16 protein-coding genes are annotated in these 14,423 nt (G+C 41.7%); 4 read left to right on the top strand and 12 right to left on the bottom strand.

The features are described from left to right. Positions 1-11 precede the first annotated feature (11 nt). On the bottom strand, positions 12-1,097 hold the full coding sequence (gene mnmA / locus GD631_RS08320) for a tRNA 2-thiouridine(34) synthase MnmA (RefSeq protein ID WP_143259019.1): 1,086 nt from the start codon (positions 1,095-1,097) through the stop codon (positions 12-14). Positions 1,098-1,207: 110 nt separating this feature from the next. Between mnmA and GD631_RS08315 the strand changes: the two genes are divergently transcribed. Beyond that, on the top strand, positions 1,208-2,071 hold the full coding sequence (locus GD631_RS08315; protein ID WP_143259018.1) for an exodeoxyribonuclease X C-terminal domain-containing protein: 864 nt from the start codon (positions 1,208-1,210) through the stop codon (positions 2,069-2,071). Here GD631_RS08315 and GD631_RS08310 read toward each other — a convergent pair. The 4 genes from GD631_RS08310 to GD631_RS08295 are packed head-to-tail and all read right to left on the bottom strand — an operon-like array spanning position 2,061 to position 4,872. Continuing rightward, positions 2,061-3,068 carry a metallophosphoesterase family protein gene (locus GD631_RS08310; RefSeq protein WP_143259017.1) on the bottom strand — a complete coding sequence of 336 codons (1,008 nt, stop codon included), beginning with the start codon at positions 3,066-3,068 and terminating at the stop codon, positions 2,061-2,063. The genes GD631_RS08315 and GD631_RS08310 overlap by 11 nt on opposite strands. Before the next feature lie 18 nt (positions 3,069-3,086). Further along, positions 3,087-3,569, bottom strand: coding sequence for a 2-C-methyl-D-erythritol 2,4-cyclodiphosphate synthase (ispF, locus tag GD631_RS08305; protein WP_143259016.1), 483 nt, complete (start codon positions 3,567-3,569; stop codon positions 3,087-3,089). 38 nt (positions 3,570-3,607) lie between these two features. Next, on the bottom strand, positions 3,608-4,222 hold the full coding sequence (locus tag GD631_RS08300) for a fumarylacetoacetate hydrolase family protein (RefSeq protein ID WP_143259015.1): 615 nt from the start codon (positions 4,220-4,222) through the stop codon (positions 3,608-3,610). Beyond that, entirely contained in the window at positions 4,222-4,872 is a 651-nt protein-coding gene (locus GD631_RS08295; protein ID WP_008650453.1) for a redox-sensing transcriptional repressor Rex, read from the bottom strand. Before GD631_RS08295 ends, GD631_RS08300 begins: the two co-directional genes overlap by 1 nt. Positions 4,873-5,037: 165 nt before the next feature. On the opposite strand from GD631_RS08295, the gene GD631_RS08290 reads away from it, so the two are divergent. After that, a complete protein-coding gene (locus GD631_RS08290; RefSeq protein ID WP_087318601.1) occupies positions 5,038-5,388 on the top strand; it encodes a translation initiation factor in 351 nt (116 codons plus the stop codon). A gap of 36 nt (positions 5,389-5,424) precedes the next feature. Then, positions 5,425-5,934 (top strand): TlpA family protein disulfide reductase, encoded by a 510-nt coding sequence (locus GD631_RS08285; RefSeq protein WP_087318600.1) that lies wholly within the window; start codon positions 5,425-5,427, stop codon positions 5,932-5,934. A 212-nt stretch (positions 5,935-6,146) separates the two neighbouring features. Here GD631_RS08285 and tsf read toward each other — a convergent pair whose 3' ends face one another. The 4 genes from tsf to rplM all read right to left on the bottom strand — a co-directional run bounded on the left by tsf (position 6,147) and on the right by rplM (position 9,073). Further along, a complete protein-coding gene (gene tsf, locus GD631_RS08280) occupies positions 6,147-7,139 on the bottom strand; it encodes a translation elongation factor Ts (RefSeq protein ID WP_143259014.1) in 993 nt (330 codons plus the stop codon). A gap of 122 nt (positions 7,140-7,261) precedes the next feature. Beyond that, on the bottom strand, positions 7,262-8,098 hold the full coding sequence (rpsB, locus tag GD631_RS08275; RefSeq protein ID WP_004297204.1) for a 30S ribosomal protein S2: 837 nt from the start codon (positions 8,096-8,098) through the stop codon (positions 7,262-7,264). Between the two features lie 120 nt (positions 8,099-8,218). Further along, on the bottom strand, positions 8,219-8,605 hold the full coding sequence (rpsI, locus tag GD631_RS08270; RefSeq protein WP_004297203.1) for a 30S ribosomal protein S9: 387 nt from the start codon (positions 8,603-8,605) through the stop codon (positions 8,219-8,221). 6 nt (positions 8,606-8,611) lie between these two features. After that, entirely contained in the window at positions 8,612-9,073 is a 462-nt protein-coding gene (gene rplM, locus GD631_RS08265; RefSeq protein ID WP_004314716.1) for a 50S ribosomal protein L13, read from the bottom strand. Between the two features lie 334 nt (positions 9,074-9,407). On the opposite strand from rplM, the gene GD631_RS08260 reads away from it, so the two are divergent. Further along, entirely contained in the window at positions 9,408-10,667 is a 1,260-nt protein-coding gene (locus tag GD631_RS08260) for an ISAs1 family transposase (protein WP_223225882.1), read from the top strand. A gap of 248 nt (positions 10,668-10,915) precedes the next feature. Here GD631_RS08260 and GD631_RS08255 read toward each other — a convergent pair whose 3' ends face one another. The 3 genes from GD631_RS08255 to asnS form a co-directional block, all read right to left on the bottom strand. After that, entirely contained in the window at positions 10,916-12,124 is a 1,209-nt protein-coding gene (locus tag GD631_RS08255; protein ID WP_143259013.1) for a glycoside hydrolase family protein, read from the bottom strand. 256 nt (positions 12,125-12,380) lie between these two features. Beyond that, positions 12,381-12,872, bottom strand: coding sequence for a DUF4488 domain-containing protein (locus GD631_RS08250; RefSeq protein WP_143259012.1), 492 nt, complete (start codon positions 12,870-12,872; stop codon positions 12,381-12,383). Positions 12,873-13,011: 139 nt separating this feature from the next. After that, a complete protein-coding gene (gene asnS / locus GD631_RS08245) occupies positions 13,012-14,415 on the bottom strand; it encodes an asparagine--tRNA ligase (protein WP_143259011.1) in 1,404 nt (467 codons plus the stop codon). Positions 14,416-14,423: the final 8 nt, after the last annotated feature.

Here is a 14,423-nt window from a genome sequence, read left to right as displayed (position 1 = left end):
ATTTTAATCAATCATAATTCTTCATTTTCTATAATCACCAGCCCAATTCCTCTTTGGGAAGCAATGAAAGCTCCTCCCAGCACCCGTCTTTCATCATAAAACACAGCTGATTGTCCGGGAGCAATGGCTGAAGCCGTTTCGAGGAAACGTACCAACAAACGTCCGTCTTCCAATCTTTTCACACGGCAGGGAATCGGACGACTGCGATAACGAATCCGCACTGTCAGATTCTCACATCCGAACAGTTCCCGTTCATCCACAATCTTATCCTGCTCCGCCAACATGTATTCAGTTTCCAGTTGGCCGGCATCTCCAAGCATCACCGTATTTTTCTGCGGATTGATTTTCAATACGTAGGCAGGCTTTCCTAAAGCGATTTCCAAGCCTTTTCGTTGACCAATCGTATAATAAGGGGATCCTTTATGTTTCCCCAGCTTTACTCCTTCAGAGTTGACAAACCATCCCGGTCCGATTTCACTATCCAGTTCGGGACACTGCTCACGAAGAAAATCACGGTAATCCCCCTTAATAAAGCAGACTTCCATACTTTCTCCTTCTTTCGACTTTGCTTCATATCCTTTCTCCGCAAGATACTCACGAACCTTTACTTTCGTATAATCTCCCAACGGGAAAATGCAACGTTTCAGCACATCCTGCCCCAATCTCCAGAGAAAATATGACTGGTCTTTCTTATCATCGTCTCCGGCTACTATATAAATATTTCCGTTTTTCTCTTCCAATCGCGAATAATGTCCGGTAGCCACCCATGCACAATTCAACTGATCCGCCCACTCCGTCAAAACACGGAACTTAAATAACGGATTGCACATCACGCACGGATTCGGTGTACGCCCCTGCTTATATTCGTCTATGAAGTTCTTTACGATGGTCTCTTTAAAAGGAATACGCTCATCTGCCACATAATGTTCAATCCCCATTCGTTCAGCCAATTCCCTGGCATCCTGCGGTTCATCTCCCCACACGCGCATGGTAACTCCTACAATCTCATATCCTTGTTCTTGCAGCATCAAGCAAGTAGCGGTGCTGTCTATGCCACCACTCATACCAACCAATACTCTCTTGTTTCGTTCTTCCATTCGAATTTTGAAAATTTACATGGTTACAAATGTACGAGATTTCAAAGAGAAAAGTTGCTTTTCTGAAAGAAAATCCTTATATTTGAAATATACCAAAAGCGAAAACAATTATGGCTAACCCTAGATTACCGGGCATTTCCGAAAACGAGCAAGCCTTATTGTATGCCAAATTGAATGAGTACAACCGAGGCAGAGCCTCTTTTAAAGAGGTAGGAGTCTACTTGGTGGTGTTGCCCCGGCCGGGGAAACCAAACTATTCCCTTTGGTTGTACTCTCCCCTGCCTGAAAAGCAATCAATTCTTTATATACATGACCTGTCACCGGACATCAACGAATCCCTCCGGATGGCTAGTACGATGTTTTATTATTCAAGGCGTTGCATCATCCTGGTAGATTACAATGAGAAAAGAATGCAGAGTAACGGTGACGATCTTGTCTTCTTCGGAAAATACCGGGGACATTTTCTTCATGAGATTTTGAAGATAGATCCTGCCTATTTAAGTTGGATAGCTTACAAGTTCACCCCCCAAATACCGAAACAGGAACGTTTCGTTAAAATAGCACAGGCTTATCATTCCATACATTTGGATATCATAATCAGAAAGTCGAGAGAGAAACGTTCATCAAACCGGTATCTGGGAGAATTAGGGGAAAAACTGACTGACTTAAAATTAAAAGTTACCCGCGTACGACTGGAAGATGATCCGTACAAAACAAGAGTGAACGGCACTACCCCACAGTTTTTTGTCAAGCAGATACTGACTTTAACCGATGCCAGTGGAAACCTCGTTATTATAAGTATTCCATCAAAAAATCCCAGTGCGGTTTCATGCACTCTATCCGGGATAGAACATGAATACCGACTGGGAGATATTATCTACATTGCATCGGCGAAAGTGTCACGCCGCTACGAAAGCTATGGTTCAAAATACACGCGCCTTAGCCATGTGAAGTTCGCAAGCCTCAACGTTTAGTCCAATCATCCTTGACAAAACTTGCCGGATAGGAAATTTTATCCACCACTCCGTCTTTCTGACGAATCCAAGACGTAAATGTACGAGTACCTTCATCTAATACGATGATACGGGCCCCGTTAGGCAAATGATTATATTCCGTATTTCCACCGGTGAAGCGTCCATAAGCCAGAAGAATACCTTTCCACATCACTGCATAATCATTATCATGATCGTGTCCTACAAACATACCCATCACATCACCCGCTTCTTTCATTGCCGCAAACATTCCCGTATTCAATTTAGGTGCACAAGCTTCCTCCATACGAGTTCCGCGAAGAATCGCGTTTTCGGTACGGGCAGCTTCATTGTATTCAGGAAGAGGAATATGGAAAAAGGCAAGAGCCGGCAAAGGCTGTCCACCATTTTGCGCTTTATAAGCTGCACTCTGCTGGCGATACCAATTTATCTGATCGAATGTAAGCCATGCATATCCCTTCACATCTTTCAAAGGTGAATAGGAATGAGAATCCATGCAATAAAGCAAAGCTGCATCCTTCTTTACATTAGAAGACGATTTCACGGTTAATACATAGTCCGGCGATAAGACCGCTCCCCGGTCAGGCAATAAATTGCCGGGAACTTTACGGATAATATCATATAACTGTTCCCGTGTCATTCCCTGTTCATTGTCATGATTACCAAAAGTAACCACGAAAGGCAGTTTGCGTTTAACTACCGGTTCCAGTACCTGCAACATCCCGGAATCTGCCGGAGCAGAATAAACAACATCTCCGGTAAAAATCACCAAATCCGGACATTCATCATCAAGCACCTGATTAATGCGTTCCAAAGCGATATCAGAAGCCCGGTTACCGTATTTAAAATGCACATCGGTAAATTGCACAATTTTGAATTTACCATCTTTATTAAATTTCAGTTCACTCTTCTGAGCCATACAAAAAGCCGTTACCAATAAAAAGGTAAGTGTTAAATGAATTTTTAAGAGCCGAATCATATTTATTTGTTTTAGGGGTTAAGAATACTTTTCTATCAGCACGGTAGCATAGGCCGATATACCTTCTTCACGACCCGTAAAACCGAGTTTCTCGGTAGTAGTCGCCTTAATGGAAATATCATCCGCATCAATTCCCATGACAGTTGCCATCGTCTCTTGCATCAAAGGAATGTGTGCCTTTAACTTCGGACGTTCGGCGCAAATGGTTGCATCGATATTGCCCACTTTATATCCTTTGGCAGCAATCAATTCCACTGTTTTTTTCAGCAGTATTTTGCTATCTATATTTTTAAATTCTCCTGCCGTATCAGGAAAATGATAGCCGATATCACGCATATTCGCTGCCCCTAACAAAGCATCGCAAACCGCGTGCAACAATACATCAGCATCCGAATGCCCCAACAACCCTTTTGTATGTTCCAAAAGAATGCCACCCAGCCATAACTCACGTCCTTCGACCAGCTGGTGTACGTCGAAGCCAAAGCCTACTCTTATCTTCATATTTTGTATAACAAATGAGTACTAATGAATAAAAAAGATCAACGAATATAGAAATCCAGCAGTTTTTCCCCTTCCAGATAACCTTGCAAACGCTGTCCGATGCTAACAGGACCTACACCGACAGGAGTCCCCGTAAAGAGTAAATCACCGATTTTCAACGTTACAAACTGACTGACATAAGCGATAATATCATCTATCTTGAAAAGCATATCTGCCGTACAGCCACGCTGTACTTCTTTACCGTCGATCAACAAACTGAAGTTCAGATTTTGAATATCTTTATAACGCTCCACCGGAACAAAAGTCCCAATAGCAGCCGATGAATCAAAACCTTTACAAAGCTCCCAAGGATTCCCCAGCTCACGGAACTTTCGTTGAAGGTCACGGGCTGTAAAGTCGATACCGACTGTCACAGCATCATAATAGCGGTTAGCAAAACGGGGAGCGATATTTTTCCCCAATCGGTTGATACGGACTACCAGTTCCGTTTCATAATGTATCTCGTTGGAAAAGTCGGGGATGAAAAACGGTTTGCCATCCTTTAGAATAGCTGAATCAGGCTTCATAAAAATCACCGGCTCCGTATTTACTTGTGTATGTCCCAGTTCTTTGTTATGCTGGGCGTAGTTCATGCCTACTGCAATAATCTTCATTATTTCTCGTTAAAATTCAATCGGTTAAACATAACAGCCAAATGAGCATATAAAGACGTATTCTGCACCACTATATTCTCGGGTACACGGATTCGGAAAGGAGTAAAGTTCCATACGGCTTTTATACCTCCGTCTACCATCTTATCTGTAATTTCCTGAGCAATATTAATAGGCACGGTCAACACACCGATGTTTACATCGTATTCTTTCATCTTTGCCTCAAAGTCATCGGAGTGAAAAATAGGAATACCATTCAGATCTTTTCCCACCAATTCCGGATTCACATCAAAAGCTGCCACAATCTCCAGTCCGAAATGATGCAAACCTGAATCCCGAAGCAAAGCAGCCCCCAAGCTACCTACACCAAATAAGAAGGCTTTGTGCATATTGGTAAATCCAAGAAAGCTCTCTAACACCTCAATCAGCGCGTCAATGTTATACCCAACTCTCGTACGCCCTGAGATATTGACGTAAGACAAATCCTTGGCGATTTGAGAAGCGTCAATATTTATTTCCTTAGATATTTGTGTAGAAGAGACATACTGCTCCCCTTTTTCTTTCATTAGTTTTATGTTGGACAGATACCAGGGAAGTCTGCGCAAGGTAGGCTCCGGCACTTTATCCGCCTCTTTTCGTATATAAGTGCTCATACTTCTTACAAAATTTGGTATTTTGCAAAAGTACATTATTTTTTGAGACTGACAACCCTATAATAGAAAACCTTAATAGAGATTAAACAAAACGATGAAAAGAGGTTCAAATTTTGCTCTTTTCCATAAGTTTAATACTTTTGAAAAGGATTAAAAATGACGAGTATGAAAAATAATGATTGGAAAGATAGATTAAACGTAGTGTATTCCACGAATCCGGACTTCGGCTATGAAACGGATAATGATGAAGAGCAGGTCACCCTCGACAAAAACAAACAAAACCTGCGAGTTTCCATTGACAAAAAGAACCGCGGCGGTAAAGTGGTAACATTAATTACCGGATTTGTAGGTACGGACAACGACTTGAAAGAGTTGGGTAAGCTACTAAAAAGCAAATGCGGAGTGGGCGGAGCGGCTAAAGACGGAGAGATTATGGTGCAAGGAGACTTCAAAACCAAAATCATAGAACTGCTCATCAAAGAAGGATACTCCAAAACAAAAGGTATAGGAGGTTAAACTAAATAGCTTTTTGTAACTAGAAATTTTAAAGATATGAGAAAAGTAATATTATTCTGTGCAGCAGCATTATTCTCACTATTGTCATTCGCACAAGACAACAATGCTGATATCGTCAAAGTAGGCGATAATATGCCTGCCTTCACCCTTCATTCAACCGTAAACGGTACTGTAAACTCAGAGAATCTGAAAGGGAAAGTTGTATTAATCAATATTTTCGCTACTTGGTGTGGTCCTTGCCAAAGCGAACTGGCTGAAGTTCAGAAAACACTTTGGCCTAAGTATAAGGACAACAAGGATTTCTGTATGTTAGTAATCGGGCGCGAACATACCGACAATCAATTAACAGAATACAACAAGCGCAAAGGGTTTACATTTCCTCTCTACCCGGACCCGAAACGGGAAGTCACAGGTAAGTTTGCCAGTCAATACATTCCCAGAAGTTACTTAATTAACAAAGAAGGAAAAGTGATATCCGCTACTGTCGGTTATAAAAAGGAGGAAATGGACAAGCTGATGAAGGAAATAGACAAAGCATTGAAATAATCTCTCCAGATAATGGGCCTCATGTTATGCATGGCCGAGTTCTTCCCAATATCTTCAGAAATATTCTTTAAATACAAGAAGAAAGGCAACTAACTCGTTATGAATCAGTTGCCTTTCTTTTATATCTTCAAATAGGAAGTTTTAATGAATATCCCATTTAAGTTTAATGTGTTCTACTTTTTCAAGGACACATCACATTGAATTGAATCTGATTATTCAGCTTTCAAAGTGAAACGCTTGAAGTCAACAATCTTCAGTTCAGGGTCAGCAGCAGCCAACACTTCTCTTACAGTTTTCTTACCGTCCATGATATCTTCCTGGTTCAGCAAGCAAACTTCTTTCAAGAACTTGCCCAGACGACCTTTAGCAATGTTCTGAATCATTTGTTCAGGCAGATGTGCAGCCTTCTCAGCAGAAACAGTAGCAATAATTTCTTTTGCTTTAGCTACATCTTCAGCTGTAATCCATCCTTTAGCCATATTGCTATCCATGTGTTCTTCACTGTCCACATGAGCCGGGTTGATATTAGCTTTCTTCAGAGCAGCTTCTACAGCTTTCTGTACCTGTTCTGCTTTTGTCTTCTCAATGGCAACTTCAATTTCTTTCTGTTTTACTTCTTCAGAAACGCCATCTTCATCAATAGCAATCGGGTTCATGGCAGCAATCTGCATAGCTATTTGCTTAGCCAACAGCTCGTTAACTTCCTTGTTGAAAGCAACAATCGTGCAAAGACCATTTCTGTTCATGTGATTGTAAACAGCAGTGCATACACCTTCTACAGTCATGTAACCATCCAGTTCCATTTTCTCACCTGTGATACCGCTACGATCAGTCACTGCATCCTGTACAGTACCATTACCCATCGGCAATGCTTTTACTTCGTCCAAAGTATTGCATTTATTAGCCACAGCAAGATCAAGAATATCCTGAGTCAGTTTCACAAAATCAGCATTCTGAGCCACAAAGTCAGTTTCACACTTCAAAGCAACGATAACAGCACGGTCACCGGTAGTTTTAGCCAAAACGCAACCTTCAGAAGCTTCACGTTCTGAACGCTTAGCAGCAACAGCTTGTCCTTTCTTACGGATAATTTCCATTGCCTTGTCGAAATCGCCTTCAGCTTCAGTCAACGCGTTTTTGCAATCCATCATACCAGCTCCGGTCATTTTGCGCAGCTTGGTAATATCAGCCATACTTACAGCCATAATAATTTCCTTTATTTAAATGAATAATAATTTTCGAAACAAAAAAATGTGCCAATCTGCCAATCAAGATACAAGCGCATAAGCATACTCTTGCACATTAGCAAATTGGCACATTTTATATATTAAGCCTCTTCGTCTTCCTTGATGAAAGCTGCAGCTTTAGCTGCGTTAATAGCTTCTTCGTCAGACTTGTCGAGTCTAGCTTTCACTGATTTCTTCTTGCCTTTGTTAGCAGGAGCTTCACCAGCAGCTTCCATATCGATCTTTTCAGCTTTTCTTTCTTCCAAACCTTCGATCATTGCAGCGCAGCAAGCATCCAAGATAACTTCTACTGATTTAGTAGCGTCATCGTTAGCAGGAATTACGAAATCTACGTTTGAAGGATCAGAGTTAGTATCAACGATACCAAATACAGGGATACCCAGACGGTTAGCTTCGCGAACTGCGATGTTTTCTTTCATTACGTCGATAACGAACAATGCAGACGGCAGACGAGTCAGGTCAGCGATAGAGCCCAAAGTCTTGTCCAATTTTGCACGTTGACGAGAAATCTGAAGAACTTCTCTCTTAGAAAGGTTAGAGTAAGTACCATCGTTAGTCAATTTATCGATAGTAGCCATTTTCTTCACAGCCTTACGGATAGTCGGGAAGTTAGTCAACATACCACCCGGCCAGCGTTCGATTACATAAGGCATATTAACAGATTGAGCTTTCTCAGCTACAACTTGTTTAGCTTGTTTTTTAGTAGCAACAAAAAGAACTTTCTTGCCAGATTTGGCAATCTGTTTCAAAGCTTCAGCAGCTTCGTCTACTTTTGCAACTGTTTTGTGGAGGTCAATGATATGAATACCATTGCGTTCCATGAAAATATAAGGAGCCATTGCAGGGTTCCACTTTCTCTTAAGGTGTCCGAAGTGGCAACCAGCCTCCAATAATGTATCAAAATTTGTTCTTGACATCTTGTTTTTCTTTAAATCGTTTACTTTCTTTTTTGTTTTTTCTAAACCAACCGCTGGGTAGTCTATGAGCAGAGTCCCAGTAGTTTAGATACTAAACATATTCCTCTATCAGGCAGCACATTAACGCTTGCTGAACTGGAATCTTCTACGAGCTTTCGGCTGTCCCGGTTTCTTACGTTCAACAGAACGAGGGTCACGAGTCATGAAGCCTTCTGCACGAAGAGCAGCTTTATCTTCAGCGTTCATCTTAACCAGTGCACGAGCGATTGCCAAACGCAATGCCTGAGACTGACCAGTGAAACCACCACCACACAAGTTCACCTTGATGTCATACTTCTCAGCAGCACCCAGCTTGTTCAATGGTTGTTTTACAACATACTGAAGAATAGTTGATGGAAAGTACTCTGCAAGGTCTCTCTTGTTAATAGTAATCTTTCCTGTACCTTCGCTTACGAATATGCGTGCAATAGCACGTTTACGTCTGCCTAATGCATTTACTACTTCCATTATATCTTATTTATATGAATTAATATCAATCATTTTCGGGTTCTGAGCAGCTTGTTTGTGTTCGCTACCAGCGTAAACATACAAGTTATTCAGCAATTTAGCTCCCAGGATATTCTTAGGAAGCATGCCCTTCACTACTTTTTTCAGTAATCTCTCTTCACCGTTCGGTTTTGCAATCAAACGGGCAGGAGTCATTTCTCTCTGACCACCAGGATAACCTGTATATGACAAATAAACTCTGTCATTCCATTTGTTACCAGTCAGTTTTACTTTGTCTGCATTGATGATGATAACGTTATCACCGCAGTCTACGTGAGGAGTAAAGTTTGGTTTGTACTTTCCTCTCAGCAATTTTGCAACCTTTGCTCCCAGACGGCCTAATGTTTGGTCTGTAGCGTCAACGATAACCCATTCTTTGGTTACAGTCGCTTTGTTTGCAGAAATGGTCTTGTAACTTAAAGTATCCACTCTAATTTTGTTTTTTAAATGTTACTACTAAAAATTTTCTTCACCACTCATTAGTCTTCCCCGGACAAAGGAACACTAACTTGCTATGAATTAATCTCTTATCATTTTGTGATAATAATCGGCTTGCAAAAGTACGGCTTTTCTTTGAATTGGCAAACTATTTTTGTATATTTTTCCAGTCGCCTACACGGCTTTTTCATTTAAGAAATATTGTTCATCGCTTGTAATTGTAGTAAAAATGCTTATATTCGTGCACAGCGATGCTGAAGCACCGCCTTAGGTGTTTCTTCTTATCGTTCATTTTTATTTTTTTATAGGCGGAATTCAATAGGATATGATGTTGATATTGTCTTCCGCCTTTGTTTTTGCAATAGCAAAAACACGATTTATTTCGTTGACATACAACTTTTTATACATAATATCACTAAAGAAGAACCCCCTTGACTGTCTTCGTGGCAGCATCATGACTCATTTGAGAAAATTTGTATCCTCAGTCCCTGAATACCGCAGAACAAGCAGAGGTAACTTCAAACACAAACTTGAAGATATACTCATGCTTGTAATATTGGGCAGGCTCAGTAAGTGTATTACCAGAGCTGAAATACTTCAATTTGGCAAACGTCACTTGAAACGCCTGCAGGCCAAAGGGTTATTTCCGTATGGGTTACCCTCAGAAGCTACGCTTTGCCGTGTGTTTCAAAGCATCGACGATGAAAAGATGGCTGATCGAATGTCTGCTTTTGCAGAGGTTTTCCGCAAGGAAATATCCACTTCGGCAACTGACATCATTTATATTGATGGCAAGGCCATGCGAGGTACCTTGTACGACAACGGACGTAACCCTGATATCGTCTCTGCATATTCACTCCGTTCCGGCTTTACTTTGGCTACTGATGTTTGCAAAGAAAAAAGTAATGAAATTAAATCCGTGCCCCGACTATTGGATAAACTAGACGTGTCAGGATGTGTCGTCACAGCAGATGCCATGTCATGTCAAAGGGCAATAATAGACAAGATTAGAGATAAAGGAGGCGACTTCGTGATCGAACTCAAGGCGAATCAAAGATCTTTGCGCTATGGGCTTGAGGACTCTATAAAGATCGCCGTCCCAACTGATATCTACAAGGAAGGTCCATACTTGGAACACGGCAGGATTGAGTCAAGGGTATGCCGTATATACCGTGGGGAAGAACTGATTGATGACAGGAAGAAATGGAATGGCAATTTGACAGTTATAGAAATACTCACATCTACGGAGAAAAAGTCTGATGGCAGAAGTACATCTGAACAGCGACTGTACATTTCAAGCCTGGATAGCAGTGCTGAGCGGCTTAGTCAGACAACCAAGCAGCATTGGGCTATTGAAAGTATGCACTGGGATCTTGACCGCAACCTCCGGCAGGACAGCATAAAGCGTAAAGCTGAACGCGCGGCTAGGAATCTGGACACAATTCAAAAAATGGTGTTGGCACTGATTGCCGTTTGGAAGAACAGAAGGAAAAAAATATCAGATAAGCAAAAGGGAACAGCGCAGATAATAAGGGAGCTGGCGGTAAGCTTCACTAACGTGTTGCATTTTCTGGCTCAAAAATGAGAAAAATTCAGATTTGATATATTCGTAACGAATTGATTACCAATAATGGTATTTCCGCCCATGCCACATTGGCATGGGTAGGGGAATGGTACGCCCAATTCAAAGCTTAAATGAAAAAGCCGTGACTCATATAAAGGACCGGCATCGACTTAAAACAGGGCAACCGCGCCAAAGTCCAACAGTTATGAATTCATATTTTAGACGCGGTTACCCTGGACTTTAATTTTTTTTTACGGTTTCTCTTCAAGTTAGTAAGACGGATTTTCTGATTTTTCTTTCAGATCTTTATAGCGTTTCAAGGCTTCCAGATAATAATAATCGGCATAATTGAGCGGAGTATCAATTTCACTGTCGTGCGGGAAACTACCAACCGAATGTAACAGGACGAAACCATGATTTTCTCCCTCCTTGGCCAAATAATCATCTGATGACAACTGTTTTAGGATATGCTCCGCATAACGGAAATATTCTTCCCCTTGTTTCTTGTCGCCATAGCCGCTCAACTCCAGCAATGCAGAAGCTGTTACGGCAGCCGCAGAAGCATCCCGTGGTTCATTCGGAATCTTGGGAGCATCATAATCCCAATAAGGTACATAGTCATTTTCAGACGGACGGTGATCGATAATGAACCGCGCTATTTTATGAGCGGCATCCAAATAACTCTGCTGCTTGGTGAAGCGATAACACATGGTATAGCCATACACTCCCCAAGCCTGTCCGCGCGCCCAGGCGGAAGAATCGGCATATCCCTGAAAGGTCCCTTTCGACTCCACCTCACCGCTATCTGCCAGGTAACTCACCACATGATAGGAAGTCATGTCCTCCCGGAAGTGATTCTTCAACGTTTTGTCGGCATGAGAGATGGCTATTTCACGATATTTCGGATTATTGGTTTGCTCTGAAGTCCAGAACAGCATTTCAAGATTCATCATATTATCAATAATCACCGGATAGCTCCATTCACCGAAATCCCACGAACGAATCAGTCCGACTTCCGGACGAAAACGGGAGCACAAGCTTTCTGAAGAATGAATCAGAATTAAACTATCCCCAGGCTCCGGTTTCAAACGAATGCCCTGCCCATAACTGCAAAACATCATAAAACCCAAATCGTGATTACCCGTATAATATTGCATATCCTGCAGACGGTCCGTATATTTACGCGCCTCCTTCGCAAGAGCCTCATCACCGGTCAACTCGTATGCCAGCCACATGGAACCGGGATAGAAACCACTCGTCCAGTCGGTGGGATGCTCCAGCCTGTACTTTCCTTCTTTGATAGAACGGGGGAAACAGGCGGTGTCCGGTTCATTCTTCAATTGTTCTGCCATATAGAGCAACTGATGTCCCGATGTTTTCACTGCATGGTCAAACCATTCCATCTCATTTCCTTTTGAAGTATCGCAAGCAGTCAGGAGAGCCATACTCCCTACCGCCAGTAAAAGTTTGTTTTTCATTGTTCTACTTTATTTTGTTACTGTATTCTATTACTGGCAACAAAGTTAGAACAAGTCGCGGGCACAACCTTTGCAAATCTATTTTTTCATTTTTGTTTCTATTTCTACGGAGTTTGATTTTGTCCAAAAGTTCTTTGTTTTTATCTTTTATAGAAAAACAGGCACAGATTTCACAAAATAAGCCGTCGTCAGACATAGCCAAACAACCATGCAGCTTTTTGCAAAATCCATGCCTCAACAGAAAGTACGCGCTCTTCTATCTTACAATATCTTCCGGAAACTTAGCCGGCATCTCCACCCTCTTCCAGGTTTCATAATACCAGGTGTTCAACTCATTTCCATTCAAATCATTCTTGATAAAATATTTCAGATGGAGATAATCATTGTCCTTAATCTCGAATTCCAAAATATTGTCCTGATTGTCCAGCATCGGGAGATGAATATTCTTCTCGATACTTTCCTTATAAGAATCGTCCGTGAGTTGTTTATAAGTACCATATCCAGTAATAATCGCATCCGCACCGGGAATAATGGTAAAGTTGACGATTTGTCCGTCATCACTCAATACTTTAAATGTATTACTGGGTTTTAATGCCCCCGGAACATCGGGAGATTCGGATACATAATGGCAGAGCTGCCAAATACCTTTCAAATCGGCCGCTTTGAATTTGGTTTTCTTCTGGGCCATCGCACCTGTTACTGCTAACAACATTATTGAAAGCATGGTAAAGAAATAGAGCTTTTTCATTGTTGTACTATTTTAGTTAACACTCTCGAATGCGTATTTTCAAATATAAAGATTTATTTTGAAAATACAGCAATTCAGAGCATAAAAAAACTCGCATAACCTGAAGATTATGCGAGTTTTACATAAATATACCGAAATATTAGAAATCAGCATTTCTTGGTGTACGCGGGAACGGTATCACGTCACGGATATTCGCCATACCTGTTACAAACAACAACAGACGTTCGAATCCTAATCCAAAACCGGAGTGAGGACAAGTACCGAACTTACGGGTATCCAGATACCACCACATATCTTTCATCGGGATATGCATTTCTTCAATACGGGTCATCAGCTTGTCATAGTCGGCCTCACGTTCGGAACCACCGATAATTTCACCAATTTTCGGGAAAAGTACGTCCATTGCACGTACTGTCTTACCGTCTTCGTTCTGCTTCATATAGAAGGCTTTGATTTCCTTCGGATAGTCAGTCAGAATCACCGGACGTTTGAAGTGTTCCTCCACTAAGAAACGTTCGTGTTCGGAAGCCAGGTCCACGCCCCAGTAAACCGGGAATTCGAACTTATGTCCTTTCGCAACAGCCTCTTCAAGAATCTTGATACCATCTGTATAAGGCAAACGTACGAAATCATCTTTCAATACACCTTGCAGACGTTCAATCAAGCCTTTATCGAACATATCGTTCAGGAACTTCACATCATCCGCGCAGTTATCCAACGCCCATTTCACACAATATTTGATGAACTCTTCTGCCAAGTCCATGTTGTCTGTAATGTCGTTGAAAGCAACTTCCGGCTCAATCATCCAGAACTCTGCCAAGTGGCGAGGAGTGTTGGAGTTTTCGGCACGGAATGTAGGACCGAATGTGTAGATAGATCCCAAGGCAGTAGCTGCCAGTTCACCTTCCAACTGACCGGAAACAGTCAGACTTGCCTGCTTACCGAAGAAATCATCTTCATAAGAGATGGAACCTCTCTCGTCTTTCTTCAAATCATACAGGTTCATGGTAGTCACTTGGAACATCTGTCCGGCACCTTCACAATCGGAAGCTGTAATGATCGGCGTATGGAAATAGAAGAATCCCTTTTCATGGAAGAACTTGTGAATAGCAATCGCCATGTTGTGACGGATGCGGAACACTGCACCGAATGTATTCGTACGCGGACGCAAGTGAGCAATCTCGCGCAAGAATTCCATAGAGTGGCCTTTCTTCTGTAATGGGTATGTATTATCGCAAGTACCCAGCACTTCGATTTCACGAGCCTGTACTTCCACTTTCTGTCCGGAACCCACTGATTCTACCATTTCTCCGTTCACGCTGATACAAGCGCCGGTAGTAATCAGTTTCAGCATCTCTTCATCGAAATTAGCCAAATCTACTACGATCTGCAAATTATTTATTGTAGAACCGTCATTCAGTGCGATAAAGTTTACTTGTTTGCTACCTCTACGGGTGCGAACCCATCCTTTCACATTGACCATAGCGCCAATATCTGTGCGCTTCAACAGATCAACAATTTTTGTTCTACCAATCTTTTCCATTTAACTTT

Origin of the sequence: Bacteroides luhongzhouii (assembly GCF_009193295.2) — a bacterium.
Lineage (GTDB): Bacteria > Bacteroidota > Bacteroidia > Bacteroidales > Bacteroidaceae > Bacteroides > Bacteroides luhongzhouii.
Note: the sequence above shows the minus strand (reverse complement) of the source record. Positions and strands in the feature narration are given on the sequence as shown.